Genomic DNA, 16,229 nt, shown 5'->3' on the forward strand with positions numbered 1-16,229 from the left:
GCCATCGCCACGACACACCATGTCGCCCCCGACGACCACCACCCTCGCTTCGGAGGAGGTCACCGATCTCCCGACTGCGGACAGCCCGCTGGCTCGGCAGGTCGCGGAGGACGCCCGGCGGCGGCGGGTGCTTGCGGCCGTCAAGCCACGCCGACCGGAAGGCACCCGAACGCTGACGGTGGCCAACCAGAAGGGTGGAGTGGGCAAGACCACGTCGGCCGTCAATCTCGCGGTCGCGCTGGCACAGCAGGGCATGCGCGTCCTGGTCATCGACATGGACCCGCAGGGCAATGCCGGCACCGCGCTCGGGGTTCCCCACCACAGCGAGATCGCCGGGATCTACGACGTGCTCATCGACGGCCTTCCGCTGGCCGAGGTCGTCCAGGAGTCGACTGCCGTCCCGGGGCTGTGGTGCGCCCCGGCCACCATCGACCTGGCCGGTGCCGAGATCGAGCTGGTGCCGATGCCGGCCCGCGAGTCGCGCCTGGCCGCCTCGCTGACCACCTATCTGGACGAGCGTTCGGGTGAGGACCGGTTCGACTTCGTCTTCATCGACTGTCCGCCCAGCCTGGGACTGCTCACCGTCAACGCCTTTGTCGCTGCTCGCGAGGTGCTCATCCCCATCCAATGTGAGTACTACGCGCTTGAGGGAGTCAGCCACCTCATCCGCAACATCGAGCTCATCCGCGCCCACCTGAATCCCGCCCTGAGCGTCTCGACGGTCCTGCTGACCATGTATGACGCTCGAACCCGACTGTCGGCGCAGGTCGCCGAAGAGGTGCGAGCCCACTTCCGTGACCAGACGCTGCGGACTCGCGTGCCTCGGTCGGTGCGAATCAGCGAGGCACCCAGCCACGGTGAGAGTGTGCTGACCTACGACCCGCACAGCTCAGGTGCATTGTCCTACCGCGAGGCCGCCGCGGAGATGCTCGACGGCATACCACCAAGCACGCCACGGGGTGCCGGGGCGCCGCCTGCGATGGAGGCGACGTCCGATGTGACCGTCCACCCCACTTGTACGAGCCCACCAGCCCTGATGGAGCAAGGAGTGCGACCATGAGCGAACGACGGCGAGGACTGGGACGGGGGCTGGGAGCGCTGATCCCGGCGGGAGCAGACACCGTAGACAGGCCTTCCGATGTCTTCTTCCCCCGGGCCCAGCCGGCTTCCGTGGAGGGTTTCACGGGAAACGATGGGCCGCGCTCAGCTGAGGCGGCAGGGCAACCGGAGTCGGGCGGTGTGCACGGAGGGGGGCCCTCGCTGCGCTCGGTCCCGGGTGCCACCTTCGCGGAGATCCCGGTCGGGTCCGTGGTCCCCAACCCCCGACAGCCGCGCCAGGTCTTCGACGAGGACGAGCTGTCCGAGCTGGTGCACAGCATCTCGCAGGTGGGGGTGCTGCAACCTGTCGTGGTGCGCACGGCGAGCGGCAATGAGGGGGAGCGCACCTACGAGCTCATCATGGGAGAGCGCCGCTGGCGGGCCTGCAAGCAGGCGGGGCGGGAGACCGTGCCGGCGATCGTCCGCGACACCGGAGACGCGGACCTGCTGCGCGACGCCCTGCTGGAGAACCTGCACCGCAGTCAGCTCAACGCTCTGGAGGAGGCCGCGGCCTACCAGCAGCTCCTCGACGACTTCGGCTGCACCCACGACGAGCTGGCCCGCAGGATCGGCCGGTCTCGCCCGCAGATCTCCAACACCCTGCGGCTGCTCAAGCTTCCCCCGCTGGTGCAGCGGCGGGTGGCCTCAGGGGTGATCACCGCGGGGCATGCCCGAGCGCTGCTCGGCCGCTCGGATCGCGCCGCGATGGAGCGCCTCGCGCAGCGAATCGTGTCGGAGGGGTTGTCCGTGCGCACGGTCGAGGAGATCGTCGTGTTGGAGGAGCGGGATAGCTCGGCGCCACGGCATACCCCGTCCGGGCGCAAGAGCACCCAGCCGGACCCGGCATGGGCGCAGATTTCCGTACACTTGTCCGAACAGCTGGACACACGCGTCACGGTGACCATGGGCCGGCGCAAGGGGAGGTTGACCGTCGACTTCGGCGATCGCGAGGACCTGGACCGCATCCTGGCGCTGCTCTCCGATCAGCCCGGCTCCCTGCCCGCCTGATGCGGCAAACGGGCTCAGCGGAGGTAGGGCTCGAGCTCGCGGACGAGCTTCTGCTTGGGCAGGGCCCCCACGACGGTCTTGACGACCTCGCCGTCGACGTAGACGTTCATCGTGGGGATGCCCGTGATCCCGTACTTCTGGGTGACCTCGGGGTTCTCGTCGGTGTTGAGCTTGACGATGCTGATCTGCTCGGAGTACTCCTCGGAGATCTCCTCCAGCACAGGCGCGACCATCTTGCACGGGCCGCACCAGGGAGCCCAGAAGTCGACCAGCACAGGGCGGTCGCTGCTCAGCACGTCGGTCGAGAAGTTGGCGTCATCGGTCTGCTTGGTGGCCATCGGAGTTCCTTAGCTGTCGGGAGAGGGATATGAGGTGAGTCGGGTAGGTCCGTGACGACCTGGCCGACCGAAACGAGGTGGCCCACCGGTCCTAGGTGACCGGCACCGACACGTCGGCCACCGGAGTCTGCGCGGCATCGGTCGTGTTCTTGGATGCGGCGTCCAGGGCCGCGAGATAGCGCTCGGCGTCCAATGCTGCGGCACAGCCGGAGCCCGCTGCGGTGATCGCCTGCCGGTAGGTGTGGTCCACCAGGTCGCCGGCGGCGAAGACCCCGGCCAGGTTGGTGGCGGTGCTGCGCCCGCGGACCAGGACGTAGCCCTCGGCGTCCAGCTGCACCTGGTCGGTGATCAGCTCGTTGCGGGGGTCGTGGCCGACGGCGATGAACAGCCCGTCCAGATCCAGCCGCCGCGACTGCCCGCTCCGGATGTCCCGCAGCGTCACCGCATTGAGCTTGTCCGCGCCGTGCAGCGCCGCAACCTCGTGGTGCCAGGCGAAGGAGATCTTCGGGTCGGCCTCGGCGCGCTCGGCCATGATGCGACTCGCCCGCAGCTCGCCACGGCGGTGGATGACGGTCACCGACCGGGCGAACCGAGTCAGGAAGGTCGCCTCCTCCATCGCCGAGTCACCCCCGCCGACCACGGCGATGTCCTTGTCGCGGAAGAAGGCCCCGTCGCAGGTCGCGCACCAGGACACTCCGTGTCCGGAGAGCCGGGACTCATCCTGCAGGCCCAGCTCGCGGTAGGCGGAGCCCATGGCCAGGACGACCGTGCGGGCTCGGTGCACGCCGCCCTCGGCGTCGGTGACCTCCTTGACTCCACCGGTCAGGTCCAGCGCCGCGACGTCCTCGCGGATGATCTCGGCGCCGAACCGCTCGGCCTGAGCGCGCATGGCCAACATCAGGTCCGGGCCCATGATGCCCTGCTCGAAGCCGGGGTAGTTCTCCACGTCCGTGGTGTTCATCAGGGCACCACCGGCGGTGACGGCACCCTCGAAGAGCAGCGGAGCAAGGTTGGCGCGCGCTGCATACACGGCCGCGGTGTAGCCAGCGGGGCCGGATCCGATGATCACCACGTCGTGCACCCGATCGCCACCTGAGGCGGCCCCTGGTGCGGCTCGCGGCGTCTCGGGTTGCAGGCAGATGCCACTGATCGCGGTCATGACGACGAACTCCTGAGGATGGGGTGCGATGCGGTCAGGGAACCGATCCTACGGCCCGGATGTTCCCGTCGGCTCAGGGAACCTCCACCGGACCGAGCAGGACGGGAGCCGAGCTGTCGCCCACCGCGCACTCGGCGGCGAGCGCCCATGCCTGGTCGGTCCGGTCGGTCGCTACCACCAGCACTGCGTCATCACCGTCGAGCGTGATGGCACTGACGGTCCATCGTTGGTCGGCCAGGCTCTCACCCGTCGCCGTCACGCACGCCTGCCCCGCCCGGCTGCTCAGCTGCGGCTGCGCACCGGCGGCCTGGCTGCGCGTGTCCGCGCTCTCCAGGGCGGTGCGCACCCCGGTCGCGAACATCTCGCTGGTGAGCGGGTCGGCGACCGCGATCACCCTGAGATCGTCGGCCAGCGGGACCGCGAGCTGCTCGCCCGGCGCGGTCTCGTCCTCGGGCTCGGCCCCGGCCACCGCGTCGGGGGCCGACTCGGCGTCGCCCGCGGCCTCCCCGGATTCTTCCCGGGACTCAGCGCCCGCCGCGCTGTCCTCGGACTGTCCGCGCACCCCGCCACTGTCCGATCCGGCCTCGGCAGACCCACCTCCGGCGGCATCGGATGACGAGCCGTTGCCGCCGTTCCAGTACACGGCGGCCATGTCGCCCAGCGAGCCGTCGCCGGCCACCTGGTCCAGCACGACCACTCCGGCCAGCGCCACAGCGGCCACGGAGGCGGCCGCGGCCAGCACGTGCGGGACCCGGGAATGCCGTCGCGAGTCCAGCGAGCCGACCGTGGCCGCTGTGGTGAGCCTCCCGCGCCGCGTGCGGTCCGGCGCCGGGGACGGCATCCCCTCCTGTGGCGGGTGACTGACGCGATGCCGCTGCTCGTGCTGCAGCGCGGCGGTGATCCGTTGGGCGACCTCCGGTGGCATCGGCCCGGGGTCGGGCAGGGCGGCCAGCAGCTCCCGCATCCCGGTGGGGTCCGGCTCGGGTGCAGCGGGGTCACGGTCGATCGGGGTGCTCACCGGCTGCTCCTCAGCTGTGGTCTCGGGGTCCGCCGAGACGGACCGGTGGACGGGGGCGGGGTCTGCGAGGTCGGGGACGAAGGGCGAGCGGCGGGGGACCGCCCACGTCGGGTATGACGAGTGCCGGCCGGAGGTGGTTCCCTCCTGGGCGGTGTCGCCCTGCTCGGGGCGCTCATGGTGGCTCCAGGATCGCCGCGAGGGCGGAGCGCCCGCGTGAGCACCGGGACTTCACCGTGCCCTCGGCGACGTCGAGGACGGCGGCGGCCTCCGCCATGCTGAGACCGTGCATGTCCACCAGGACCAGGGCCATCCGCTGGCCTTCCGGGAGGGTCCCCAGGGCGGCTCTGACGTCGAGCTGGACCTCCACGCTGCGGTGGTGCTCCCGCGGCTCGACCGGCTCGTGGTCGGCCAGGTCGGCGGTGGGCCGGATGCGGCGCAGCCGGTCCAGGCAGGCGTTGACCACGATGCGGTGCAGCCAGGTGCTGACCTGGGCATCTCCGCGGAAGGAGCCCGCTCGGCGAAAGGCGTTGAGGAAGGCGTCCTGCACCGCGTCGGCCGCCAGCTCCGGATCCCGGGTCGTGCGAAGCGCCACCGCCCACATCCGGTCCTTGTGCCGGCGGAAGATCTCGCCGAACGCCTCCGGATCCCCGTCGACGTGCCGCGACAACAGCTCGCGGTCGCTGACGTCGGACACGTCATAGGGGTCCAGGAGGTCCTCGCCGGCCACGGTTCACCTCATCGGGTGACGGTGCCGGGGCGGCTTGGAGTCACTTGACCGCGACCTCGGACAGATAGACGATCTCGCCGTCGGGGCCGTCCCAGGCCCGGGAGAACCAGATCAGCACATAGCGCCCGGTGGCGGGCTCGTCGGCGGTGAAGGTGACCTCACCGGAGGCGTCGTCACGGGCGCCGATGCTGGTCGCGCCCTCCCGGGTCTCCTCGTCGGTGACGTAGACCTCCACGGCGTAGTCCCCCCGGGGGAAGTCCAGGTCGACCTCGGACACCTCCTGGCTCTCCTCGAGGTCGACCAGGAGCCCGACGCCGCTCTTGAGGTTGCCCCAGTTGGCGGCCAGGTAGGTGTGGGAGTTCCAGGCGGTCTCCTGGTTGCCGTCGATCGCGAGGTCGACGACGTCGTTGCGCTCGTCGCCGTCGCCCTCGGGGTCGTAGGACGTGATGCCGGCCAGCTCGATCGGCTCCAGCGTGGCATCCCTGGAGGGCTCCGCCTGGGTCTGTTCGGAGCTGTCGCCACCGGCCGCGGCGCTGGTCTGCGCCCCGTCGTCGGTCGAGGGAGCGGCCGATGCTCCGGTGGCAGCCTCCGTCGGCCCCTCGTTGCCGGGGAGCAGGCCTCGGAAGGCGCCGTAGGCCAGGAACACCGCGACGACCAGGATGGCCGCGATCAGGGCGAGCACGACGCCGGACTGCCGGCGCTCACTGGTGCGATCGGCGGTCGCCCCCGACAGGCCCGCACCGACGATGGCGGGAGAGCGCCCCTCGTCGAAGTCTGCGTCGGGACCCGCTGCGGCACCGGAACCGGAGGCGGACGTGCCGCCCTCCGAGCCCGGGGTCCCCACCTCGGTGCGGTAGTAGGCGGGCTCGACGACGGTGGTGTGGTCCTGCTCGACGGGTCCCGACGCGCGGGCCGCCTCGCCGTCGGTCTCCCACTGGTCCTGCCCGGACCACCCCGTGTCGTCGCCGGCTCCGGTCGCGAAGCCGGTGGCGCTCGAATCGGGGTCGTCCTGCGCCGACGAGGTGCTGGTAATGGCCGCCCCTGCACCGGCCGCGCCGGCCAACGACGCGTCCGCGCCCAGTCCCGCCAAGGGCGAGTCGGGCCCGAAGGCCTGACCGCCGGTTCCGGTGACCATCTCCGAGGGCCACGGGGCCAGCCGCCGGGCCAGCTCCCCAGGCGTCCGTGGCCCCTGGTCGGCGGAGTACTCGGCGCCGAAGGTCATCCGGCACAGCGCGTCGAGGTCGCCGGGCACCCCCGAGACCACCTCCGACGGTGCCGGCAGGCTGCCGTCGGCCAGCCGCCGAGCACCGCGCAGCCCCTCGATCTGCTCGCCGGGCCAGCGCCCCGTCAGGCCGGTGTAGAGCAACGAGAGCAGGTCGCCGGTGTCGATCAGCGTCGCCTCGTCGGCGGTCACGTCGTCGACTTGCTCGATCGCCGCTGCCACCCCGATCCCCGAGACCTTGACACTGCCCTCGCTGGTGCGCAGCACGGCGTGGGGGTTGAGATAGAGGTGGTGCAGACCGCGGCGGCGGGCCGACTCCAGTCCCGAGGCCGCCTCGCCGACGATGCGGCGGGCCTCCTCGGCGGGGAGGGGATGCTGGGAGACCAGGGAGGCCAGCGACTCCGCCTCGCTGAGCCCCTCCTCGACGATCCAGCAGAAGCCCTCGTCGAGTCCCACGTCGAGCACCCGCACCAGCCGCGGGTCGTCCACGCCCGCCGTGCGCCGGGCACCGTCCAGCACGGCGTGGGCCATCTCCTCGAACTGGCCGCTGGCCGGCAGCACGGTGACCGCGACGAGCCGGTCGAGCGTGCGGTCGGTGGCCGACCAGTAGTCGAGCGTCTCGTCCCGTTGTGCCAGCAGCTCCTCGAGGACGTAGCGGTCCGCGAGGACCGTGCCGGTGTCGATGCCGCGCACCACGGGCTCCTTCGGTTCTGATGTCGGGGAGGTGGATCAGACTTAGGGTAGTCCCGCTCAGAAGTGATCTGTTGCCACGGCGCGGCATTCTGTGCGAACCGGTCAGCGACGCAGCCGCCGCAGCAACGGATCGAGCACGTCGGACAGCTCCCGCACACCGAACCGGTGCACCAGCACGCCATACAACCCGAAGTAGACGACCCCACCGGTGACCAGGACGACGAGGGCGGCGAACTTGCCGTCCAGCAGCCGGTCGCCGGCCAGCACGACGCCCACCAAGGGGATGGCGGCCAGCAGGGCGGCAGCGAGGGCAGCCAGGTAGGTGGAGCGCACCGCACCGAGCGGGACGCCGCCGATGCGCTGCCGGACCCACCGCACCGCGAGGAGCGCCGCGACGGCCTGCCCGGCCGACTGACCCAGCCCGACGGTGACCGCGGTGACCTGTGGCGGCAACATCAGCGCCAGTCCGAGGAAGGCGATGGTGACCGCCGTGATGGTCGTCTGCAGCCGGAACGGCGGCCGGCCCTCCTGATAGGCGTGGAAGACGCGCTGGGAGAGCAGATAGATGCCGTAGGGCACGAGACCGAGGACCAGGGCGCGGACCACCTCAGCGATGGGTGCGGTGGCCTCCGCGCCGCTGAAGAACAGGATCACGGCGGCGACCTGCGGGGCCAGCACGAGCACGGCGACCGACATGGGCACCATGGCTGTGGCCAACAGCCGCAGGCCGTGGCCGTACTGCCGGCCCAGGGCCTGCTTGTCGTCCGCGGCCGCGGCCCGGGACAGCGCCGGGAACATCGCGGTCAGCAACGAGGTCGCCACCAGCGAGTGCGGCAGGATGAAGATCAGGAAGGCGTAGTTGAACACGGCCCGCCCGGGAACGTCGGGGTGGTCGGCAGTGACGCTGTTGAGCAGGTTGGTCGAGGCCAACAGCCCGGCCTGGGAGACCAGGATGATCGCGATGGTCCACTTGGCCATCCTGGAGGCCGCCCCGAGCCCCACGCCGCGGAACCCCCAGCGGGGCCGGTAGCGGAATCCGCTGGCCACGACCGGGGGGACCAGCACCGCCGCCTGCACCAGCACCCCGAGTGTGGCGGTGCCGCCCAGCAGCAGGATCATCCCAGTGCTCCAGCCGCTGGGCTCCAGGACCGTCGTGCCGGAGTAGCGGACCGAGAAGATCACCAGGCCGGTGATGGCCACGATGTTGTTGGCGACCGGAGCCCACATGTACCAGCCGAACCGCTCCTGGGCGTTCAGGATCTGGCCGAGCACGGCATACAGGCCGTAGAAGAAGACCTGCGGTAGGCACAGGTAGGCGAACGCCACCGCCAGGGCGAGCTGGGCACCGGACCAGTCCAGGGCGTAGAGCTTGGTGACCAGGTAGGCCCCGGCGGTGACGATCACCGTCGTGGCAAGCAGGGCCACCAAGGTCAGCGTGATCAACCGGTCGGTCAGGTCGCGGCCCTTGTCGGCGCGGGAGAGTGAGCGGGTGAGCTGGGGCACGAAAACGGTGTTGAGGATGCCGCCCGCCAGCAGAATGTAGATGGTGTTGGGCAGCGTGTTGGCGGTCTCCCAGGCGTTGGCCGAGGCGGTGGTGCCGATGACGCCGACCAGCAGGGCGGTGCGGACCAGACCGAGGATGCGCGAGACGAAGGTCCCGGAGGCCATCAGCGCGCTGGAACGGGCCAGCCGGCGGGATGTGCTCGCGTCGTCGTCGGGGTCCTGCCCGGAGTCCGGCGACTGGCTCACCTGCGCCTCCCCCCAGCGTCGGCCGGGTCGTCCGCGCCGTTGGCGCCTGGTCGCCGTACCGCACGGGACAGGCCGAGGATGAGGATGACTCCGGCTGCCCCGCCCAGCACCCAGTAGATCCACTCACCCGTCGGGCGGACCCGGACGCTCAGCTCTTGGGTCTCACCGACCCGCAGCCCCGACGGGGTGGTCAGGTAGGCCCGGATCGGGACCTCACCGGCGGCGACCGCCTGCGCCCGGAACTGGACCGTGGCCCGGCTGCGAGCGCCGATCGAGATCGGCTCCGGAGGCTCGATCACCCTCAGCCTCCCGTTGGTTGGCTCCAGGTGCAGGACGAGGTCCTGCACATCGGTGGCGAGGTTGTTGACCACCGTGGTCTGGATCAACCCCTCGTCGGCCAGGAAGTTGACGGTGGTCGGGTTGACCCGCAACCCCCTCTGCACCTCCTCGACCTGGCTCTGCAGCTCGGTCAACGGGATGCTCCAGAAGTCGGGGCTGGCCCGCCATCGGGTCGAGTAGAGCCCGTCCAGCACCGGCTGCCAGCGTTGGACCGCCTGGTCGCTGGGCAGGATGCCACTGACCTCGAGGAGTGTGGTGCGCAAGGTCTCGATGTCGCTGAGCCGGTCACCGCTCAGCGGCGAGGGTCCAGGCACCGGGTATGCCGTCCGGTCACCCGGTGCGGGTCGCTCCAGCGGGGTGCCGGTCAGCCGGGCCGGTGCCGGAGCCTGCAGTGCCTCGACCGCGCTGACCTGGGTCAACCACGGTGCCTGGTCGAGGGCGGCGGTGAGGTCGGCCAGGGTCTGCGGGGCGATCGCAGCCTGTCGTGGAGGGGCCAGCAGCACGGTCCGGGTCCGGGCCGGCGCCTGCTGGTAGATGGCCATGGTCTCGGCGACGAGGCGCTGGATCACGGCGCCGTCGCGCTGTGGTGGGGGGGCGGCGGCGACCAGGCCGGACAGGGTGGTGTCGAAGGCGAGCAGGGTGAGATCTGCCTCCGTGTCGTCGCGGCCCGTGCTGTCGCTGTTGCTGGTGTCGCCACCCCAGGGCACCTGGACCGCCCCGCCAGTGGTCCCGGTGAAGTCGTCCGCCCGCACCGCCGTGTCGGGGACCAGGGCGGCACTCAACGCAGGGTCCCCCTGCGGCCACAGCCGGCGCAGGGCCTCCAGGTCGGCCGCGTTGACCCGGTTCCAGGAGGGCCAGGCAATGTCGTGCCGACCGTTGTCGACCAGCCGGCCGGCGACCAGTGGTGACTCCGGCAGCTCACCGGGGATCAGCTGGTCGGCCAACGAGGGGGTCGCCTGGAGGTCCAGCAGTGCCGCGAGGTCGGGATCGCCCGCCGGCAGCCACCAGACCCGATCGGGTCCGAGCTCGGACAGGCGGGTCTGCAGGTCTACCTGGGCCTGCTGGACCTCGGTGAGTACCTCGGGGAGGTTCACGCCCGGCAGACCCGGTGAGCCCGGGTCTTCGGGGGTGTCCTCCGGCGAGGTGGGCTCGGGCGTCGGCACCGGTGGGGTCGGCACCGGTGGGGTCGCCGGCACCGGCCCCTCGTCCGCCGCACCCGCAGTGTCTGTGCTCCCGGGATCCCCGGGGCGGGTGGTGCTGGGCGCGTCCGGCTCTGGCTTGGTCGAGCTCGGTTGCTCGGTCGGCGGGGCGGTGGAGGGCTCGCCCGTCGCGGTGGGAGTCGGCAGTGGTGCGGGCACCGGGTCGGTCATCTCCCCTACAGGGGGCAGCGGAGCCAGCAGGGCCGGATCCACCAGGAAGGTCGCGGCGGAGTCACTCTCGGTCAGCCCCTCGAGCCAGACCCGGGCACGGGACTCCTCCCCGATCGCCCGCAGCCACGCGTCATCTCGGATGGTGGGGTCGGCCGAGCTGACCTGGGGCTGCGCGGGCTTGGTCAGCGGCACGACCCACGACAGGCGCAGCGGCTGCTCGGCCCGCTCCGCGGCATACCAGGGCAGGTAGCTGCGGATCCTCCCGCGCACCGTGCCGTCGGCGGCTTGGACCTGCACCGACAGCGGCAAGGTGGCGAAGTCGAACGGCGGCTCGAAACCATCCCCCTCGATGCGCAGCGTGAACGACCTGCTGTCACCGGGAGCCAGGACGGCGTCGGTGATGTCGGTGGCGAGCACTCGCGAGGTGGTGACACCGGCGTCACCGGTTGCCCACGCAGCCACGGCCCCGCGGGTGTCCAGGCTGCGGTATGCGGTCTCGGCGCGGACAGCCCGCACCGGCACCTCGGATGTGGAGACGTTGCGGATGGTGCCCTGGACCACGAACGGCACGCCTGGACCCAGCACCGCCGGGTCGACCGCATCGAGCTCCACCAGGACCGGCAGGGTCTCCTGGTTCTGTTGGGTCAGCGTCCCCTCCCGCGCGGTCAGCGTCTCATCCTGCTGGGTCAGGGTCCCGTCTGCCCGGGCGGGGAGCGCCCCGGTCAGCAGCACCAGCAGCAGTGCGAGGACCAGGACCAGCACGGCGCCAGGGGACGCGGCACCCGCGGGCATGAGCCCCCGGGAGCGTAGGGGTGAAATCGGGATCGGCACTCGTCGTACTCCGGGCTCAGCCGGACCCGGCCAGCCGCTGCCAGGCGGCCTGAGCGATGCGTCGCTCGTTGGGAAAGGTCAGCTGCTCGTGGACCTCGTCGAGCGGATACCAGGCAGCGTCGATGGCCTCCTGGTCCGGATCGTCCTCCACGGTGAGGCGGCCGCCGGTGGCCTCCAGCAGGTAGTGGTAGACCATCTTGTGGATGCGGTGCTGCGGCGTGGAGAACCAGTACTCCACGGTGCCCAGAGTGATCAGCACCCGGCCGCGGATGCCGGTCTCCTCGGCCACCTCGCGCTCCGCGGTCTGCCGCAGCGTCTCCCCCGCCTCCACATGCCCTTTGGGCAGACACCACTCGACGCGGCCACTGCGGTTGCGCCGCGCGATGATGGCGATCCGTGCCCTGCCGTCCTGCACGTCGACCACCACGCCGCCCGCCGAGGTCTCGTTGACCGCCGGCAACCGCCGCACCGGGCGAGTCGGTCGCGGGGTGGTGGTCACCCCATCACTCTAACCAGCCGGGCCGGGGCCCGGCCGGGAGCAACGCGTGAGCCGGCTGGGTATTGCGGCGGCGAGCGGGCCGCCCCTGTCGTCGCAACACGACGGCGAGCCCTGACCGATGCCCGTGGACGACGTATGCTGAGACCTCGTGTCCGACCGTGCCCATGACCCCCTGGCCGACGACGCGGTGACCCCGCCCGGCGCCGAGCTGCTCGCCCGTGCGGCGGCGCACCTGGCGCCGGAGCTGCCGCTGCTGACCGAGCTGGGTGCGCGCTTCGCCGCCGCCGGCCACGAGCTGGCCCTCGTCGGTGGCCCGGTGCGCGACGCCGTGCTGGGCCGGGTGTCCCCGGACCTGGACCTGACGACCTCGGCGCGGCCGGAGCAGATCGAGGAGGTGCTCACCGGGTGGGCCGAGCACACCTGGGACCTGGGCCGCGCCTTCGGCACCATCGGGGCCCGGCGTGGCGACCGCACGCTGGAGATCACGACATACCGCGCCGACGCCTACGACCCCGACTCCCGCAAGCCGGTCGTGGCCTTCGGGGACAACCTCGAGGACGACCTGGTGCGGCGGGACTTCACCGTCAACGCCATGGCGCTGCGGCTGCCGCAGGTGCACTTCGTCGACCGGCACGACGGTCTGGGCGACCTCGCCGCGGGGGTGCTGCGCACACCGCATACCCCGCAGGTGTCCTTCTCCGACGACCCGCTGCGGATGATGCGGGCCGCCCGGTTCGCCTCGCAGCTGGGTCTGCGGCTCGCCCCCGACGTGCGCTCGGCGATGGCCGACATGGCGGGACGGATCGAGATCGTCTCGGCCGAGCGGATCCGGGAGGAGCTCAACCGGTTGCTCCTGAGCGACGACCCGCGGGCCGGGCTGGAGGTCCTGGTCGATACCGGGCTCGCGGCGATCGTGCTGCCCGAGCTGCCTGCGTTGCAGCTGGAGGTGGATGAGCACCACCGGCACAAGGACGTCTACGAGCACAGCCTGATCGTGCTGGAGCAGGCCATCGCGCTGGAGGCCCCGGTCGGCGCCGACGGCCCGGACGCGGTGCCCGGACCGGACCTGGTGCTGCGGTTGGCCGCGCTGCTGCACGACATCGGCAAGCCGGCGACCCGGCGCTTCGAGCCCCGGGGCGGGGTGAGCTTCCACCACCACGAGGTGGTCGGGGCCAAGCTGGCCCGGGCCCGGCTGCGGGCGCTGCGCTACGACAAGGACACGACTCGGTCGGTGTGCCGGCTGATCGAGCTGCACCTGCGCTTCCACGGCTACGGCACCGGGGAGTGGACCGACTCGGCGGTGCGGCGCTACATCACCGACGCCGGCCCGCTGCTGGGCCGGCTGCACAAGCTGACCCGCTCGGACTCCACGACGCGCAACCGGCGCAAGGCAGCCCGGCTCGCGGCCACCTACGACGACCTCGAGACGCGGATCGAGCGGCTGCGTGAGCAGGAGGATCTGGCTGCGGTGCGTCCTGAGCTCAACGGCAACCAGATCGCCGAGGTCCTCGGCATCGAGCCGGGACCGGTGCTCGGTCGGGCCTACAAGCACCTGCTGGCGGTGCGCCTGGACCAGGGATTCCTGGGTCGCGACGCCGCGGAGGCCGAGCTGCGCCGGTGGTGGGCCGAGCAGCAGGAGCGCTGAGCCGAGAAGGGTCGGCGGCAGCATTGCGCGGCATTGCGCACATGGCGCCGTGGTCGGACGCCGCGCAATGTGTGCAATCCCGCGCAATGAGCAGGTCAGCACAGGACATCGCCGCTCTCCGCTGCTGCCCCCGCAGCGCCTCAGGGTGCGACGCGGTTGCCCACGGCGACCAGCACCCCATCGGGCCCGAGGTCGGTGATGTCCCCGATCAGCTCGCCGTCGACGAGAACAGCCCCGGCGGTGGTCGCGCGACTCGCTTCGCGCAGGGCTCGCGCCCGGCCGACCCGGCGCCGGGCCGCCCGGTAGGTCGTCGGCAGCAGGTATGCCGTGTTGCTGACCGAGACGATCTGCACATCCACATCGGGGAGCCGCTCGCGCAGCAGCCGATAGGTGCTCCCTAAGACCTGAGCCTCCGCGGGGCTCTCGTGCGCCCTGCACACCGGCGCATCCAGCGCGATCGCCTCCCGGGTATCACCCGAGCAGCAGCCGGATCCTGCCTGGGCATCGGCCCAGGGGCGGACCAGCACGACATGCGTGGTCACGGGCAGGTCCTCGATATCCGGCTGCATCGCTGAGCGCGGTGCGGATGAATCGCCGCTGCCCTGCGCACCGTGCTGCGCTCTCCGCCGCCAGGCCGCTGCGCGCTCACCGCTGCGGGCCGCCGACCGGGTCGTCCTGTCGAGGCGCGTCCGCGGCCTGAGGGGCGCCCCGGCCGCTCATCCCACGCAACGCCAGTGCAGCCTCGACGATCAGCCACATCGCCAGCACGAAGATGATCGCATCCAGCGGCGCGAGCACCCACTGCTCGTCCTCGATGAACGTGAGCAAGTTGACCACGAGCGCCCACGAGGTCATCACCAGGAGCAGGACCAACGGGATGATCACCGCGATCGGGTTGCGTCCCCGCTTGGTGACCCAGACCGCGACCACGGTCAGCGCCAGACCAGCGGTGAGCTGGTTGGTGGTGCCGAACAGCTGCCACAGCACACCGAACGTGTAGCCGGCGTCGCCGCCCCCAGGCAGCAGGGCCATCCCCAGCGGCACCACCACGGCGATCAACCCGGCCACGGTCAGGTTGCGGGCGCCCGTGCGCCATCCGGCGATCTCGGAGATCTCCTGCACGATGTAGCGCTGCAGCCGGACACCGGTGTCCATCGTGGTCGCGGCGAAGCTGATCACGACGACGGCGCCGAAGACCACCGCCAGGTCCAAGGGCACGCCGAGGTTGTTGGCGAACTGGCCGATTCCACCCACGAAGTTGCCGACGGCACCGCCGGACGCGGTGGCGAAGTCGGGGTAGAGCGCGTCCCACTCGGCCCGGGTGGCCACCACGCCCGCGGTGCAGGCCAGGACGGCACCCATCGCGAGGCTGCCCTCACCGACCGCACCCATGTATCCGACATACCGTGCGTCGGTCTCCTTGTCGATCTGCTTGGCGGTCGTGCCCGAGGCGACCAGGGAGTGGAAGCCCGAGATGGCGCCGCAGGCGATGGTGATGAACAGGAACGGGAAGACCGAGGGAGCGTCGTCGGGCACGTCGTTGACCAGGGGCGCCACGATGGTGCTCCAGCCGACCAGGACGCCCAGGGCAACCACGCCGAGGGCGATGAAGAGCTGGTGGGAGTTGATGTAGTCACGCGGCTGCAGCAGGATCCACACCGGCAGCCGGGACGCAATGAAGGCGTAGGCGAACATGATGATGATCCACAGGTTGCGGGTGTTGTCGATGCCCAGACCCTCGGCCAGCGGAGCGATGTCGACCGGGTACTGCTGACCGACCCAGATCAGGGCGTAGAGGCCGATGACGCCCAGGATCGAGGGGATCAGCGCGGCCGATCGGGTCTTGTAGATGTACTGCCCGATCACGATCGCCAGCGGAATCTCCACGAAGATCGGGATGACGGCCCCGGGGTTGGCCACGAACAGGTTGCCGATGACGACGGCGAAGACCGCGTTGACCAGCGTGAGCAGGAAGAAGATGATGATCAGGAACAGTGTGCGCGCCCGCGCGGAGATGATGTCCTTGGTGATCGTGCCGATGTTCTTGGCGTCGTGTCGCACCGAGACGGCCAGGGAGCCGAAGTCGTGCACACCGGCCGCGAAGATGGTGCCGAGCACGATCCAGGCCAGGGCCGGCCCCCACCCCCAGAACACGGCGATGGCCGGTCCGACGATCGGTGCCGCGCCGGCCACCGAGGTGAAATGGTGCCCGAACACGACGTGCTTGTTGGTGGGCACGTAGTCGACGCCGTCGGTGAACCGGTGAGCCGGGGTGACGAATGCCGGGTCCAGCGCGTAGACATGGTCGGCGAGGTAGCGCGAGTAGTAGCGCCAACCGAGGAAGTACAGGACTCCCACGACGGCGGCGACGACGGCGGCGGGCATGGCGCACTCCTTCGGGCGACGGACACAACGCCGTCAGTGTCCTCCCCTCGTGGCGAATGTGACAAGTGGGACGCGAGAGACGCGGGTATGCAGCGTGTTACGTTCGCGCTTGTGCGCGATGCGGCAACGGTGGTCCACGCCGGCAGCG

The 16,229-nt window shown here is 71.1% G+C and carries 13 protein-coding genes; 3 read left to right on the forward strand and 10 right to left on the reverse strand.

The window, feature by feature from the left end; all coding sequences use genetic code 11:
• The first annotated feature begins 19 nt into the window (after nucleotides 1–19).
• Nucleotides 20–1,060, forward strand: coding sequence for a ParA family protein (locus ACR2FV_RS09200; RefSeq protein ID WP_434015390.1), 1,041 nt, complete (start codon nucleotides 20–22; stop codon nucleotides 1,058–1,060).
• The gene (locus ACR2FV_RS09205) at nucleotides 1,057–2,106 is read left to right on the forward strand and encodes a ParB/RepB/Spo0J family partition protein (protein WP_434015391.1); all 1,050 of its coding nucleotides are present in this window, start codon (nucleotides 1,057–1,059) and stop codon (nucleotides 2,104–2,106) included. Before ACR2FV_RS09200 ends, ACR2FV_RS09205 begins: the two co-directional genes overlap by 4 nt.
• Nucleotides 2,107–2,120: 14 nt before the next feature.
• On the opposite strand, the gene trxA is transcribed toward ACR2FV_RS09205, so the two are convergent.
• The 8 genes from trxA to ACR2FV_RS09245 form a co-directional block, all read right to left on the reverse strand.
• A complete protein-coding gene (gene trxA / locus ACR2FV_RS09210; RefSeq protein ID WP_434015392.1) occupies nucleotides 2,121–2,444 on the reverse strand; it encodes a thioredoxin in 324 nt (107 codons plus the stop codon).
• Between the two features lie 91 nt (nucleotides 2,445–2,535).
• Entirely contained in the window at nucleotides 2,536–3,603 is a 1,068-nt protein-coding gene (gene trxB, locus ACR2FV_RS09215) for a thioredoxin-disulfide reductase (RefSeq protein WP_434015393.1), read from the reverse strand.
• A 73-nt stretch (nucleotides 3,604–3,676) separates the two neighbouring features.
• Nucleotides 3,677–4,621: a hypothetical protein gene (locus ACR2FV_RS09220; RefSeq protein WP_434015394.1), complete on the reverse strand. Its 945-nt coding sequence runs from the start codon at nucleotides 4,619–4,621 to the stop codon at nucleotides 3,677–3,679.
• A gap of 172 nt (nucleotides 4,622–4,793) precedes the next feature.
• Nucleotides 4,794–5,348 (reverse strand): RNA polymerase sigma factor SigM, encoded by a 555-nt coding sequence (gene sigM, locus ACR2FV_RS09225; RefSeq protein WP_434015395.1) that lies wholly within the window; start codon nucleotides 5,346–5,348, stop codon nucleotides 4,794–4,796.
• Between the two features lie 40 nt (nucleotides 5,349–5,388).
• On the reverse strand, nucleotides 5,389–7,263 hold the full coding sequence (locus ACR2FV_RS09230) for a protein kinase family protein (protein ID WP_434015396.1): 1,875 nt from the start codon (nucleotides 7,261–7,263) through the stop codon (nucleotides 5,389–5,391).
• A gap of 102 nt (nucleotides 7,264–7,365) precedes the next feature.
• Complete coding sequence (gene murJ / locus ACR2FV_RS09235; protein WP_434015397.1) at nucleotides 7,366–9,012, reverse strand: murein biosynthesis integral membrane protein MurJ; 1,647 nt, start codon at nucleotides 9,010–9,012, stop codon at nucleotides 7,366–7,368.
• Nucleotides 9,009–11,483: a DUF6049 family protein gene (locus tag ACR2FV_RS09240; RefSeq protein ID WP_434015398.1), complete on the reverse strand. Its 2,475-nt coding sequence runs from the start codon at nucleotides 11,481–11,483 to the stop codon at nucleotides 9,009–9,011. Before ACR2FV_RS09240 ends, murJ begins: the two co-directional genes overlap by 4 nt.
• 85 nt (nucleotides 11,484–11,568) lie before the next feature.
• A complete protein-coding gene (locus ACR2FV_RS09245; RefSeq protein WP_434015399.1) occupies nucleotides 11,569–12,051 on the reverse strand; it encodes an NUDIX hydrolase in 483 nt (160 codons plus the stop codon).
• A gap of 148 nt (nucleotides 12,052–12,199) precedes the next feature.
• On the opposite strand from ACR2FV_RS09245, the gene ACR2FV_RS09250 reads away from it, so the two are divergent.
• Complete coding sequence (locus tag ACR2FV_RS09250; RefSeq protein ID WP_434015400.1) at nucleotides 12,200–13,696, forward strand: CCA tRNA nucleotidyltransferase; 1,497 nt, start codon at nucleotides 12,200–12,202, stop codon at nucleotides 13,694–13,696.
• A 140-nt stretch (nucleotides 13,697–13,836) separates the two neighbouring features.
• On the opposite strand, the gene ACR2FV_RS09255 is transcribed toward ACR2FV_RS09250, so the two are convergent.
• Nucleotides 13,837–14,238: a hypothetical protein gene (locus ACR2FV_RS09255; protein WP_434015401.1), complete on the reverse strand. Its 402-nt coding sequence runs from the start codon at nucleotides 14,236–14,238 to the stop codon at nucleotides 13,837–13,839.
• 103 nt (nucleotides 14,239–14,341) lie between these two features.
• Nucleotides 14,342–16,081 (reverse strand): carbon starvation CstA family protein, encoded by a 1,740-nt coding sequence (locus ACR2FV_RS09260; protein WP_434015402.1) that lies wholly within the window; start codon nucleotides 16,079–16,081, stop codon nucleotides 14,342–14,344.
• Nucleotides 16,082–16,229: the final 148 nt, after the last annotated feature.

Origin of the sequence: Ornithinimicrobium sp., from assembly GCF_051004135.1 — a bacterium.
In the GTDB taxonomy this organism is placed as follows: Bacteria; Actinomycetota; Actinomycetes; order Actinomycetales; family Dermatophilaceae; genus Ornithinicoccus.